The sequence below is a fragment of the Methylobacterium sp. SD274 genome, from assembly GCF_017355285.1.
GTDB lineage: Bacteria > Pseudomonadota > Alphaproteobacteria > Rhizobiales > Beijerinckiaceae > Methylobacterium.
In genome coordinates this window covers 134,040-145,262 of the sequence record NZ_JADIJP010000011.1, presented here as the reverse complement: position 1 = coordinate 145,262, position 11,223 = coordinate 134,040, and the positions used below count along the sequence as shown (strand labels likewise).

Sequence of the window (11,223 nt, the reverse complement as noted above, 5' to 3'; positions counted from 1 at the left end):
CTCTCGGGAAGCGCGCGAAGAGCAGACGTCTCGTCAAGCCCGTCGAGGATCGAGGTTTCTATCCGTGACACCGAAGCAACCTCACGCCCGGAGGGAAGACATGCGCGCAAACTCTTGCGGCAGATGAATATTTTCGAAACAGCCACAGATCATCACGATCTCCAGGGCTCAGCCGACATCGAGGGGAGCGACCCCCGCCGCGCGCCCATCGGGCCCCAGCGTGATCGTCTGGATCCGCGCCTCGGCCTTCCGCAGCAGGCCTTCGCAATGCTGCTTCAGGGCCTCGCCGCGCTCGTAGATCGTAACCGACTCGTCCAGGGGCACATCGCCCTTCTCGAGCCGACGTACGATCTCCTCGAGCTGTTCGAGCGCCTTCTCGAACGGCAGATCGAGCCCCTCACCGGACACATTCGAATCGGTTGTCGCCGCCACGGCGGATCGCGCTGCGGTCATCCCAAGCTACCCCTCATTGTGCCGGTCTAAGCCTGCGCCCGCCCGCCGGACAAGCCCAAGGGGGCGTCAGCTGCTCTATCGGCGTGCAGTTCGTCAAGGGTGGCGTCGTTTCGGCCACACTCGATTCGGCACAATTCTAAGCTGGGCCGAGGCCTGTTCTTCACCCCAACGTGAGAACGAACGGGGTTCCCTCGAACGCATCCGCGCCCCGCCCGATCCCGGCGATGGCGGCCGACATCCGTCCCTCGCGCGCCAGTAGCCGGTCGGCGATGTCCACGAACAGGGCGTTGGGCGTCGCCGAAGGCGATGCGGCGCGCAGAGCAAGGGCGATCTCGGCCTCGTCCCGCTCCGGGGACAGAGCGCAAGCGGCGATATAGGCCGCTGCCGTGGAGCGGCTGATCCCGGCATAGCAATGAATCAGCAGCGGACGCTCCCGATCCCATGAAGCGGCGAAATCGAGGATTCGACGCACATGAACCTCGCCCGGAAGGACATGCCCGTCGAGGGGAGCGACGATGTCACTGACTTCGACCACGCAGTGGCGCCCGTCGGCAATACTGTCGGGCCGGTCGATCGCGGTGCCGACCTTCATCAGAGTCATCAGATGGTTCGCCCCGATGCGCTCGAGGGTCTGGGGCAGTTGCGACAGAGGGCAGACGTGAATGTCCGACATCAGAAACCGTGGCTAAGAGACTGAAAACGAGCGAGGAACTGGGATTGCGCCTCGGCGATGGGCCACGGCTCGATCAAGGCCAGCGCCTCCGGCCCCGTCTCGTCGGGGTGGCCGAAGATGGTACCGGCTTCCTCCTCGGAAAAGCCGGCAAGGCGTGTGGCCTCGAGATAGGCCGCGACCGCATCGGCACGCTTGACGAGGCGACCCTCTTCCTCCGTGGGCTCCGCCAAGCCGAAGCGCCGGCGGATCGCCGCCATCAGGCGCAACTCCACGCTCTTGTAGGACGGGCCGATCGCCGCCTTGAACGGCGAGATGATGTCACCGATCACGTATTCCGGGGCGTCGTGCAGCAGGAATTCGAGACGCTGCATCCGGCTCCGGCCGGGCGCCAGATCCGCCCCGAGAGCCTCGACCAGCAAGGCGTGCTGGGCCACGGAAAACGCGTGCGGTCCGGCGGTCTGGCCGTTCCAGCGGGCGACGCGGGCGAGACCGTGGGCGATGTCGGCGATCTCGATATCCTGCGGCGAGGGGTCGAGGAGATCGAGGCGCCGGCCCGACAACATCCGCTGCCAGGCGCGGGGGGCGGTGCTCACCGATCCACCCCCATGGCGGCGCATGGAGCCTGTCGATGGCAGCCCATCAGATGGTCGTTCACCATGCCCACCGCCTGCATGAAGGCATGCACGATGGTGGGGCCGCAGAAGCTGAACCCTTCCGTCTTGAGGGCGCGGGAGATGGTACGCGAGACCTCTGTCTCGGTGGCGATGCCGGCCCGGTCCGTCGCCTGGCCCTGGATCGGCCTGCCCTCGACGAAGTCCCACAGGAAGCGCGAGAAGCCGGGGCCGCGCTCCTCGATGGCGAGAAAGGCGCGGGCGCCCGCGATGGTGCCGACGATCTTGGCGCGGTTCCGGATGATCCCGGTATCCTGCATCAGCCGCTCGATATCGGCTTGTGTGAACCGTGCGATAGCCTCCGGCTCGAACCCGGCGAAGGCCCGGCGGAACCCCTCGCGCCGTCGCAGGATGGTGATCCAGGACAGGCCGGCCTGGAACCCGTCGAGGATCAGTTTTTCGTACAGCGCCCGGCCGTCACGCTCGGGCACGCCCCATTCGGTGTCGTGATAAGCGACGTAGACCGGGTCGAGCCCGGCCCACCAGCAGCGCGGGCAGCCGTCGGAATGATGGATCAGGCCTGTAGAATCGTCGGACATGGGACCGAGAATAACCGGAACGGATCAAGAACGCCAAGAGGCCGACTCGTCGTCAGGAGCGATCAGGGGCACATCTTGACTGCCAACCCGACAAATACCTATTAAACAGAGCCTTATAATATCTCGAAATTTCTATGCGAATAATATTCGGACTTTGAATGCCCTGAAAACTCATGGTCAAACAACTTTCAGCTTGTGATGCTTGAATATGCGAAGATTTTGAGCAACGATCTCGGCCTGCAACGCATCCGACATCAGGATCCTTGGCGAACTCAGCTTGTCCTCACGCCAAAGATGCGCACCGGCGACAACATCCTGAGTAACAGCCAAATCTGCGTACACAACTTTCGTATCCCGGTCGGCGAAAGCGAACTGCGAGCTCGAGGGAGTAAACCGGAAGCCTTTGCTCTGCTCTGGCAAGAAACTATCGAGGAAGCGCCTGATGATCAGGCCGTGATAGGCACCCGGGTATTCCTTGCCCTTGGGTGTGACGATCCGGATCGGCCAGAACTGGTGGACGCCCGGCTCCAACGCTTCGATGATGTCTTTCAGCGCCGTGTCAACCGCGAGGAGCCGGCTCGTCATTTTGATGAGCGAGCCGAGCGCCTTGGGCGGTTCCACCACTCTAAATTCGGTCGGGCGCTCATGCGGCTCAAGTGGGCCAAAATCTTCTGTGAACTTGCGGGCCACGTCGCCGCGGTAGCTGCCATGCCAATTATCGTGGGCCGCCCGCCGGTCTGCGGACATCTCCTCATTGAAGTACCGCTCGATCGCTTCTTTCCAGCCGACATAGTCGCCGCTTGGGAAGAACTCGCCTATGCTCGAAGGATTGACCAGTCCCCAAACCATTCCCGCTACCCTTCAGACGCGCATCGCTTTAGTGCCGACGCCTGCGTCGGTGTCCAAATCTCACCTGTGTCCGACCGCGTGCAGCGACGCATCCTCCCCGCTCGACTCGGTCGTGTCAGCAGTCCGCACCTTCATCCTCTCCAGCACCGCCGGATCGACGAGTTGCCCGACGATCGGGTGGATGCGGATCGGCTTGTCCTTCACAAACTCCTTGAAGTTCGCGAGCACCGCGGTGCCGACCTTCTGCGAAGAAGCGATCACATCGAGCAACCAGTGAGTGTCGCCGCTCGCCCAGTCCTCGGCCTTGAGGCGGGTCGGGAAGGCGCGGGCCTTGACCTGCTCGCGGATCTTGGCGTCAACCTCGTCCGAGACGCTGACCCAGATCGCGGTGCCGGCCGTCTCCTTGATCTTGCCCTCGCCGACGGTGCGCGCGATGGCGATGCAGTCGCAGATCAGCCGCTCGACAACAAGGTGCAGGACATCGGCGAGCGACTGGTTCCGGTAGCGCGGCAGGTTCAGCATCGCCAGCACCACTTCGCCGATGCTGGCGTATAGCCGCGTCTTGAACGCGGCGATCTGGGCGATCACCGAGTGTCATTGTCGCCCCCGATCACCCGGCCGGCGTCACCTCCGGGAAGGCGAAGGTGGCGAATGAGGGTTTCTCGACGCCGAGGATCGCCGCACCGGCGCGCACCGGCTCGCCTGCGGCGACCGCATCGGCGAGGCGGTCGAGGCGGAGCATGGCGAGGCCGCGCGCGCCCGACACGCTGCCGATCGTGCCGAGCCCGCGCGGTCCGGCGGTCACGTCCGCGCCGGAGGTCACGGCCTCCCCGTCGCGGGAGATCACCGGAACGATGCGGGTGCGGGCCGTGCAGCGATGCTGCATGCGTGACACGACTTCCTGGCCGACATAGCAACCCTTCTTGAAATCGACACCGCCGAGTTGGTCCATCAGCGCCTCGTGCGGGAAGGCATCGCCATAGGTGAAGTCGCGTCCGCCCTCGGGAATGCCGAGGGCGATGCGGTGGGCGTGGTAATCCGCCTCCGTGGCATCGGCCGAGAACGCCCCCTCGGCAAAAACCAGGCGCTCGCCCAACGCAGGGAGGCGCCCGTCGCGGAGGCGCTCGGTCTCGGAGGTTGCCTCCGCCCCGTCCCAGGCGGCGGCAAGCCCCAGGGTCGGGTCGACGGCGATCGTCACCTTGGCGCGCAGGCGGTAGAGCGTGAGGCGCTTGGCCAGGGCCGGGGCCTGCTCGGCCGGGCAATCCAGGCGGAAGCCGTCGCCGGAGCGCCAGATCAGGAAATCGAACAGGATCTTGCCCTGCGGGGTCAGCAGCCCGCCGAGCCGCGCCTCACCCGGTTCGAGGGTCTCGATATTGCAGGTCACCACGCCCTGGAGGAAGCTCATAGCATCCTCGCCCGCGATGGCGATGACGGCGCGGTCCGGCAGCAGGGCGATCGGCATGGCAACTCCTCGAAGGTCATCCTGCAAAGGCCCCTCCGGCGCGCATCGTGGCGATGCGCCGGCGGGCCTGTCGGCAGGGCACGGCGTTGCACGCCGCGCGAGGCTGACATAAGCCGCCGCCACCCGTGTCTCAACGCCGTTCAGGAGCGACCCCGATGGACCAGCCCTTCGATCTCCTCCTCACAGGCGGCACGATCGTCAATCACGACGGCGAGCACGCTGCCGATCTCGGCATCAGGAACGGGCGCGTTGCCGCCATCGGCGACCTGTCCCGGGCCGAGGGTGAGCGCCAGGATTGCACCGGCCTGCACCTGCTGCCGGGTGTCATCGACACCCAGGTCCATTTCCGCGAACCCGGCCTCGACCACAAGGAAGATCTCGAATCGGGCTCCCGCGCGTCGGTGATGGGCGGCGTGACCGCCGTGTTCGAGATGCCCAACACCAACCCGCTGACGACCAGCGCCGAGACCCTCGCCGACAAGGTGGCGCGCGGGCACCACCGCATGCATTGCGACTTCGCCTTCTGGGTCGGCGGGACCCACGAGAACGCCCATGAGGTCGCCACCCTCGAGCGCCTGCCGGGCGCGGCGGGGATCAAGGTCTTCGTCGGCTCCTCCACGGGAGCGCTCCTGGTCGAGGACGATGCCGGCGTCACGGAGATCCTGAAGCGCACCCGGCGCCGGGCCGCGTTCCATGCCGAGGACGAACCCATGCTGCGCGAGCGCAAGGGCCTGCGGGTGCCGGGGGATCCGTCCTCCCACCCGGTCTGGCGCTCGCCCGAGGCCGCGCTGAAGGCGACGCAGCGTCTGGTGCGGATCGCGCGGGAGACGGGTGCCCGCATCCACATCCTGCACATCTCCACGGCGGAGGAGATGGTGTTTCTCGCCGACCATAAGGACGTGGCCAGCGTCGAGGTGACGCCGCACCACCTCACCCTCGACGGGACCGAGGCCTATGCCCGCCTCGGCACCCTGGTGCAGATGAACCCGCCCGTGCGGGACGCGGCGCATCGCGACGGGATCTGGCGCGGGCTGGCGCAGGGCGTCGCCGACATCCTCGGCTCGGACCACGCGCCGCACCTGCTGGAGGAGAAGGCCAAGCCCTATCCGGATTCTCCTTCCGGCATGACCGGCGTCCAGACGCTGGTCCCGATCATGCTCGACCATGTCGCCAACGGACGGCTGTCCCTCGCCCGCTTCGTCGACATGACCAGCGCCGGTCCGAAGCGCCTGTTCGGCATCAGCCGCAAGGGCCGGCTCTCGGCGGGCTACGATGCCGACGTGACGGTGGTGGACCTCAAGCGCCGCGAGACCATCCGCAACCCATGGATCGCGTCCAAATGTGGCTGGACCCCTTATGACGGCGTCACCGTCACCGGCTGGCCGGTGGGCACGATCGTGCGGGGAAAGCGGGTGATGTGGCAGGGCGAGCTCGTTGGGCCTTCGAGCGGCGAAGCAGTGGTGTTCGACGAGGCCCTGCCGACGAAGTGAGGCCCACTCTTCGAGGCCGATCCGGCCCATAAACGCATCGAGCCGCCCGGACATGCCCGAGCGGCTCGTTTTTCCATCATAGGCTCGTCGTCAATGGGCCGGGTGCGGCCCGGTAGCGTGTCTCAATGCTGCGGGGCGGTGGTGAAGGCGCCGCCGCGGATGCGCTCGGGAAAGCCCTCGGCATAGCGCGCCGTGGCATCCTCGCCATAGGTCATCACCAGTTCCTGGAACGCGGCGAACAGGGCCGCCTGCGCCATGCAATCACCGTCGAGACCGTCGAGACAGCCTTCCGCGAACGCTTCCGAGACATAGCCGAGGGCTACGCGCTTGTCGTCGAGATCGGCCTCGAAGGGCGCGGGTGCGGTGTCGATCTGCATGGCGATAACATCGGTTGCGCCGAAGAATGGCTCGGCGGATGACCGAAACATAGGCTGAGCTTCGCGCGTCGGGAAGCCAAGAATTGCGAAGCGGTTAACGCCGGCGCTCGAATACGACGAATTTCCTTCAGCCTTGCGCCCTGTATCCCAAGCGCAACATCTCCGCGTCATCCCCCGAAACGGCTGGCCAGGGCGTGCGAAAGCCGTTCCCCTTCAGCGACATAGCGGGACGCAGCCTCGGTCGCTGAGGGCGTGCAGGCCCGGTAGGTGAGGGAATAACCGCGATACCCTCGGTTATACGCCCCGGCGAGACGGTCCCGCCGGCCGGGCGTCACTCCCTCGGCCTCCATTAACGCCTTCATCCGTGTCGGCCATTCGGCGGCGTCCGGTGCCGCGCACAGGCTGCGCAGGAAGGAGAGGGAGCCGATGATCTCGGAGAGCCGCATCAGGTCCCGGTCGTAGGGAGCGGGCGGCGGCTCGGCGGGGGCAGCGGGCTCCTTATCTTTCTCCGGAGCCTTCTGCTGTGGTCGTGCGGGGTTGCTGCGCTGCTGGGCCGGGGCGATGGCCGGCGCGCCCACGACGAGGGCCGCGAACAGCAGCACCATAGGCGACCGGCGGCGCCTCTCCCCCGACACAGCCACGCCCCGTCCTCCGTCGCCCCGAACCTCGTCCGTCAGGCTTACACCGTTTCCCGGCCAAGACGAGGGGCGCGTCGGCCTCATCGTGATTCCGCTTGGCCACCGAAGCCTGCGACCTGCGCGAAGGCCTCGTCCACCGTGTCCCGCAATCCCGGCGTGGTGGCGAGATCCGCGAGCTCCTCGGGAAGAGCCCAGCGCACGCCGAGAGCTTCGGGACCGGGAGCCGGCTCGCCGCTTGCCCAGAGGGCGGCATGGGGATGGACGACGTAATGATGGCGCACGCGTCCGTCCTCGCCCTTCAGGATGATTTCCGTGGGGGTCAGGGAGCGAACGACCACGGCCGAGACGCCGACCTCTTCGCTCAATTCGCGCAGGGCGGCCTGCGCCAGGGTCTCACCGGGCTCCACCAGCCCGCCGGGAAGCGTCCAGACTCCGCGAAGGGGCTCGTTGGCCCTGGCGGCCAGCAAGACCCGTCCGTCGCGGATGACGGCGATGGACGCGCCGACAAAGGGACGTGTCGGGAAAAGTCGCCCCTCTGAGCCGTCCTCGCTCGCTGTATCGCTCATGAGGCTCGCCGATTCACGGTTGCGGAGAGATGAGCGCGACCCGGCCGTCGGCAAGGCCGACGAGCAGGCGCGTGCGGGTGCCTTGGCCGATGGCGGCAACGCCAAAGGCGGCAAGGCCGGGCAGGGGAACGCGCTTGACCTCGCGGATGCCGTCCTTCAACGACAGGATCGCCAGGGCGCTCCGATCCGCCACCGGCACAGCGAGTTCCGGGACGCCATCCCCATCGGCATCGACAAGGGCCGACAGATCGGCCCCGCCCTCGCCTGGGGACAGGGTGGTGTAGCCTGGTGCCTCTCCGATCAGGCGAAGGGCTCCACCCTCATAGGCCCAAAGCTGGAGGATACCGGCCCCGTCCGGAGCCGCCACGGCGACGATACGGGGCTGTCCGGCTTTCGAGACGTCACCGATCGCCGCGAGGGTCAGCGCCTGCCCGCCCGCTCCTGCCTCCTGGACGGGACTTCGGGCAAGGACGGTCCAGGCCTTGTCGGCTTCCGCCGGGGGCTTGTTCGCGTCGGTTGTCGTCTTGCCCACGACGGCCAAAGCCGATCCGCCGCTTTGCGCCGTCACCGCGACGACGACCGGCCGACCATCGACGAGGGCGGCAATCGGTCGGCGCAGGGCGAAGGCCGCCCCGGCCCCGGCGGCGACGGCGGTGGTCACGATGGGCACGGGCTTCGGGTCGGCGCTCATTCCCACCGGCTGGCGCTCGCGGATGGTGAGCGTGGCCGCGCGTTCGGGCTCGCTGGCATTGGGACGGACGGAATCGGACAGGTAGGCACTGACCGCACCGAGGGTCGCGCGCCGGGTGCCGGGAATGGCGCCGCGCGGCGTCTCGGAAGCGATGAGGCCGTCGATGGCCTCGACACCGAGCAGGGTTGTGGCGATCTTGCCGTCGGCGAGGGTCAGCGCCGCACCGCCCTCGTCGCCCCACAGGACGGCCAGCGGCACATCCTCCACCACCTCGCCCTTCAATCCCTTGGGACGGGCGAGCGGAAGGAGGCCGGAGGTCGCCACCGCAAGGGACACCTCGCTGCCGGGGCCGCGCATGGCACGCGCCCTGAACGGCAGGTCGAGGATCGTCACCACCGGGTCGGCTCGGACCGGCTGCGGGCTCAGGGACGAAGCGACGAGAAGGGAAACCGCGAGGAGCGCCGAGCGCGCACCTCGTTCAGACATGCTGGCCGCCGTTGATGTGCAACTCGGCGCCGTTCACGTAGGACGAGGCCTCCGTGCAAAGGAAGTAGATCGCCTTGGCCACCTCGTCGGGCGTGCCGAGGCGCCGCTGTGGGATGCCGGCCACGATCTTGTCGGTGCCGGGCGACAGGATCGCCGTGTCGATCTCGCCGGGCGAGATCGCGTTCACCCGCACGCCGAGGGGCCCGAAATCGCTGGCCATCTCACGGGTCAGGCCGGCGAGCGCCGCCTTCGACGTGCCGTAGGCCGCACCGGCGAACGGATGGACGCGCGAGCCCGCGATCGAGGTGACGTTGACGATGGAACCCTTGGCGCGGGTGAGTTCCTGGCAGAGGCCGCGCGCCAGAAGCAGAGGGGCGAAGACGTTGACTTGGAAGACCTTGCGCCAGTCGCCGAATTCCGTGGCGATGGCGCCGAGGCGCTCGCCATTGGCGCCCTTGGGCGAGATGCCGGCATTGTTGACCAGCGCATGAAGCAGGCCGCCCTCATCCGCCAAGCGTCCGGCCACTTCGGCGACGCCGCGCATCGTATCTTCCGGGTCGGAGAGATCGACCTGGAGGTGATCCTCCGGCCCCATCTCCCACGGACAATTCTCCGGGAAGGCGTGACGCGAACAGGTGATCACCCGCCATCCGGCCGCGGAAAAGCGCTTGACCGTGGCGTGGCCGATTCCGCGGCTTGCGCCCGTCAGCAGCATGACGCGGCGGCGTTCATTGCTCGATATGGCCAAGGCCGTTCCTCAGGATTCGGAGGCGGTGGACAGCCGAGATCATCCCGCCGTGCCATGCCAAGGTCTAAGCCGCGGCGGCCGGGAAATCCAGGGTCGATCCCGCGTCGCAGCAAGACTGGAATCGCTCCAGGAAACTCTTGCCGCGACGGAGCCTGTCTGGCGGCGGAACTCCAGCCCTCAGGGATAGAGCCTCGCCCCATTCCAGCCGCTGCCGTCCCTGGTGAAGCGGACGCGGTCATGGAGGCGGTAAGGGCCGTCCTGCCAGAACTCGATCGAGACCGGGGCGATGCGGAACCCGGTCCAGTTCTCCGGGCGCGGCACCGGCTGATCCTCGTAGCGGGCCGACAGGGCGGCAACCTCCGCTTCCAGAGTAGCACGGTCCGTGAGGGGGCGTGACTGGCGGCTGGCATGGGCGCCAAGTCGGCTCTCGCGGCGGCGGCTCGCGAAATAGGCATCCGCCTCTTCGAGCGACACATGGCTCACCGGGCCCCGCGCGCGCACTTGGCGGCGCAGACTCTTCCAATGCAGGACCAGGGCGGCCTGCGGGTTCTGCGCCAGCTCCTCGCCCTTGGCCGAGTCGACATTGGTATAGAAGACGAAGCCGCGCTCATCGACGCCCTTCAGCAGCACCATCCGCACGTCCGGCAGGCCGTCGGAGCCGGCCGTGGCGAGGGCCATGGCGTTGGGATCCTCGGGCTCCGCGCGTTCGGCCTCGCCCATCCAAGTGGCGAACAATGCCCAGGGGTCTGTGGACAGTGTGAAGTCTCCAGCGGCCCCGAGGGGGGACGAGGGGGGTGAGACAATGCCGGACGGGGCCGGCTCATCGATCCTTAACCGATCCAAGGCGTAATCCTGTGAGTGAGATCCGGGTCGGGGGCACCGACGTGGGACACGATTTGTCGTCGTTCAAGTCACGTCGTGAGAACAGGTGTAATGCGTCGGAGCGAGAGTAAAGCCCTACCCGCCGTCACCCGTGACGGCGCCGCACCCTGCTTCGCCCGCGTCCGATGCACCGCCATGCTGATGTCGGGGAGCGTGGCGGTGGCCTTGTCGCTCGCCGGCTGCGGCATTCCGATCCTCACTTTCCAAAGTGAGAGCAAGGCGGAACCGGAAGTGACCGTCCCGGAGCCCTTGGTCACGGGAAGCATCGACAAGCGCCCGAAGAGCTTCGGCAACGAGATGAGCGACGAGGATTGGCGCCGGGCCCATGCGGCTCTGGCGGTGGCCCTCGATCCACAGGGCAACGGCCGTCCGGTGAAATGGGACAACCCGGATTCGTCCCTGCGTGGATCGATCAGCCCGACGGGACTTCCCTATGTGGCCAACGAGCTGATCTGCCGCGACTTCCTCGCCTCGGTCATCGCCCCTGTCCGCAGCCGCTTCGTTCGCGGCACCGGGTGCAAGCCTTCGGGGGGAGAGTGGGAATTGACCCGCGTCCGCATGGCGAAAGCGAAAGGGTAGGGGCGAGATCGTCCGCCGCCAGGGATCGTCCGGCGGACCCATGGGTTGACGCCTGGATCGAACCGTCGAATCCTGTCGAACGACCGTTGCAAAGAAGCAACAGCCATTCCACATAGCGG

General features: G+C 67.1%; 15 protein-coding genes. 2 read left to right on the top strand and 13 right to left on the bottom strand.

What is annotated here, in order from left to right; all coding sequences use genetic code 11:
* Positions 1-168: 168 nt before the first annotated feature.
* The 7 genes from IPV08_RS12085 to IPV08_RS12055 form a co-directional block, all read right to left on the bottom strand.
* Positions 169-453: an exodeoxyribonuclease VII small subunit gene (locus IPV08_RS12085; protein WP_246747916.1), complete on the bottom strand. Its 285-nt coding sequence runs from the start codon at positions 451-453 to the stop codon at positions 169-171.
* A 160-nt stretch (positions 454-613) separates the two neighbouring features.
* A complete protein-coding gene (locus tag IPV08_RS12080; protein ID WP_056423891.1) occupies positions 614-1,126 on the bottom strand; it encodes a hypothetical protein in 513 nt (170 codons plus the stop codon).
* Positions 1,126-1,689, bottom strand: coding sequence for an HD family hydrolase (locus IPV08_RS12075; RefSeq protein WP_207412072.1), 564 nt, complete (start codon positions 1,687-1,689; stop codon positions 1,126-1,128). Before IPV08_RS12075 ends, IPV08_RS12080 begins: the two co-directional genes overlap by 1 nt.
* Before the next feature lie 26 nt (positions 1,690-1,715).
* Positions 1,716-2,336: a DNA-3-methyladenine glycosylase I gene (locus IPV08_RS12070; RefSeq protein ID WP_207412060.1), complete on the bottom strand. Its 621-nt coding sequence runs from the start codon at positions 2,334-2,336 to the stop codon at positions 1,716-1,718.
* Positions 2,337-2,513: 177 nt separating this feature from the next.
* On the bottom strand, positions 2,514-3,185 hold the full coding sequence (locus tag IPV08_RS12065; RefSeq protein ID WP_207412059.1) for a DUF1629 domain-containing protein: 672 nt from the start codon (positions 3,183-3,185) through the stop codon (positions 2,514-2,516).
* A 60-nt stretch (positions 3,186-3,245) separates the two neighbouring features.
* Positions 3,246-3,773, bottom strand: coding sequence for a toxin-activating lysine-acyltransferase (locus IPV08_RS12060; RefSeq protein WP_348646111.1), 528 nt, complete (start codon positions 3,771-3,773; stop codon positions 3,246-3,248).
* A 22-nt stretch (positions 3,774-3,795) separates the two neighbouring features.
* Positions 3,796-4,647, bottom strand: a complete 852-nt coding sequence (locus IPV08_RS12055) for a folate-binding protein YgfZ (RefSeq protein ID WP_207412058.1) — start codon at positions 4,645-4,647, stop codon at positions 3,796-3,798.
* A gap of 155 nt (positions 4,648-4,802) precedes the next feature.
* Here IPV08_RS12055 and IPV08_RS12050 point away from each other — a divergent pair, with 155 nt between their 5' ends.
* On the top strand, positions 4,803-6,137 hold the full coding sequence (locus tag IPV08_RS12050; protein ID WP_207412057.1) for a dihydroorotase: 1,335 nt from the start codon (positions 4,803-4,805) through the stop codon (positions 6,135-6,137).
* A gap of 122 nt (positions 6,138-6,259) precedes the next feature.
* On the opposite strand, the gene IPV08_RS12045 is transcribed toward IPV08_RS12050, so the two are convergent.
* The 6 genes from IPV08_RS12045 to pdxH all read right to left on the bottom strand — a co-directional run bounded on the left by IPV08_RS12045 (position 6,260) and on the right by pdxH (position 10,399).
* Positions 6,260-6,514 (bottom strand): hypothetical protein, encoded by a 255-nt coding sequence (locus IPV08_RS12045; RefSeq protein ID WP_056424475.1) that lies wholly within the window; start codon positions 6,512-6,514, stop codon positions 6,260-6,262.
* Positions 6,515-6,681: 167 nt separating this feature from the next.
* Entirely contained in the window at positions 6,682-7,119 is a 438-nt protein-coding gene (locus tag IPV08_RS12040; protein ID WP_207412070.1) for a TIGR02301 family protein, read from the bottom strand.
* A 113-nt stretch (positions 7,120-7,232) separates the two neighbouring features.
* Entirely contained in the window at positions 7,233-7,718 is a 486-nt protein-coding gene (locus IPV08_RS12035; RefSeq protein WP_207412056.1) for an NUDIX hydrolase, read from the bottom strand.
* 13 nt (positions 7,719-7,731) lie between these two features.
* Positions 7,732-8,895 carry a hypothetical protein gene (locus IPV08_RS12030; protein WP_207412055.1) on the bottom strand — a complete coding sequence of 388 codons (1,164 nt, stop codon included), beginning with the start codon at positions 8,893-8,895 and terminating at the stop codon, positions 7,732-7,734.
* Positions 8,888-9,610, bottom strand: a complete 723-nt coding sequence (locus IPV08_RS12025) for an SDR family oxidoreductase (protein WP_056423904.1) — start codon at positions 9,608-9,610, stop codon at positions 8,888-8,890. The genes IPV08_RS12030 and IPV08_RS12025 overlap by 8 nt, the downstream gene beginning before the upstream one ends.
* A 210-nt stretch (positions 9,611-9,820) precedes the next feature.
* Positions 9,821-10,399 (bottom strand): pyridoxamine 5'-phosphate oxidase, encoded by a 579-nt coding sequence (pdxH, locus tag IPV08_RS12020; RefSeq protein WP_210348408.1) that lies wholly within the window; start codon positions 10,397-10,399, stop codon positions 9,821-9,823.
* A gap of 261 nt (positions 10,400-10,660) precedes the next feature.
* Between pdxH and IPV08_RS12015 the strand changes: the two genes are divergently transcribed.
* Positions 10,661-11,104, top strand: a complete 444-nt coding sequence (locus IPV08_RS12015) for an RT0821/Lpp0805 family surface protein (protein ID WP_207412068.1) — start codon at positions 10,661-10,663, stop codon at positions 11,102-11,104.
* Positions 11,105-11,223 lie beyond the last annotated feature (119 nt).

What these genes read in the sequence shown, in the direction of transcription:
- IPV08_RS12045 (WP_056424475.1), bottom strand. Translation starts at nt 6,514, where the DNA reads ATGCAGATCGACACCGCACCCGCGCCCTTCGAGGCCGATCTCGACGAC.
- IPV08_RS12025 (WP_056423904.1), bottom strand. Translation starts at nt 9,610, where the DNA reads ATGCTGCTGACGGGCGCAAGCCGCGGAATCGGCCACGCCACGGTCAAG.
- IPV08_RS12015 (WP_207412068.1), top strand. Translation starts at nt 10,661, where the DNA reads ATGCTGATGTCGGGGAGCGTGGCGGTGGCCTTGTCGCTCGCCGGCTGC.
- IPV08_RS12030 (WP_207412055.1), bottom strand. Translation starts at nt 8,895, where the DNA reads ATGTCTGAACGAGGTGCGCGCTCGGCGCTCCTCGCGGTTTCCCTTCTC.
- IPV08_RS12040 (WP_207412070.1), bottom strand. Translation starts at nt 7,119, where the DNA reads ATGGTGCTGCTGTTCGCGGCCCTCGTCGTGGGCGCGCCGGCCATCGCC.
- IPV08_RS12050 (WP_207412057.1), top strand. Translation starts at nt 4,803, where the DNA reads ATGGACCAGCCCTTCGATCTCCTCCTCACAGGCGGCACGATCGTCAAT.
- IPV08_RS12075 (WP_207412072.1), bottom strand. Translation starts at nt 1,689, where the DNA reads ATGTTGTCGGGCCGGCGCCTCGATCTCCTCGACCCCTCGCCGCAGGAT.
- IPV08_RS12070 (WP_207412060.1), bottom strand. Translation starts at nt 2,336, where the DNA reads ATGTCCGACGATTCTACAGGCCTGATCCATCATTCCGACGGCTGCCCG.
- IPV08_RS12035 (WP_207412056.1), bottom strand. Translation starts at nt 7,718, where the DNA reads ATGAGCGATACAGCGAGCGAGGACGGCTCAGAGGGGCGACTTTTCCCG.
- IPV08_RS12085 (WP_246747916.1), bottom strand. Translation starts at nt 453, where the DNA reads ATGACCGCAGCGCGATCCGCCGTGGCGGCGACAACCGATTCGAATGTG.
- IPV08_RS12080 (WP_056423891.1), bottom strand. Translation starts at nt 1,126, where the DNA reads ATGTCGGACATTCACGTCTGCCCTCTGTCGCAACTGCCCCAGACCCTC.
- IPV08_RS12055 (WP_207412058.1), bottom strand. Translation starts at nt 4,647, where the DNA reads ATGCCGATCGCCCTGCTGCCGGACCGCGCCGTCATCGCCATCGCGGGC.
- IPV08_RS12065 (WP_207412059.1), bottom strand. Translation starts at nt 3,185, where the DNA reads ATGGTTTGGGGACTGGTCAATCCTTCGAGCATAGGCGAGTTCTTCCCA.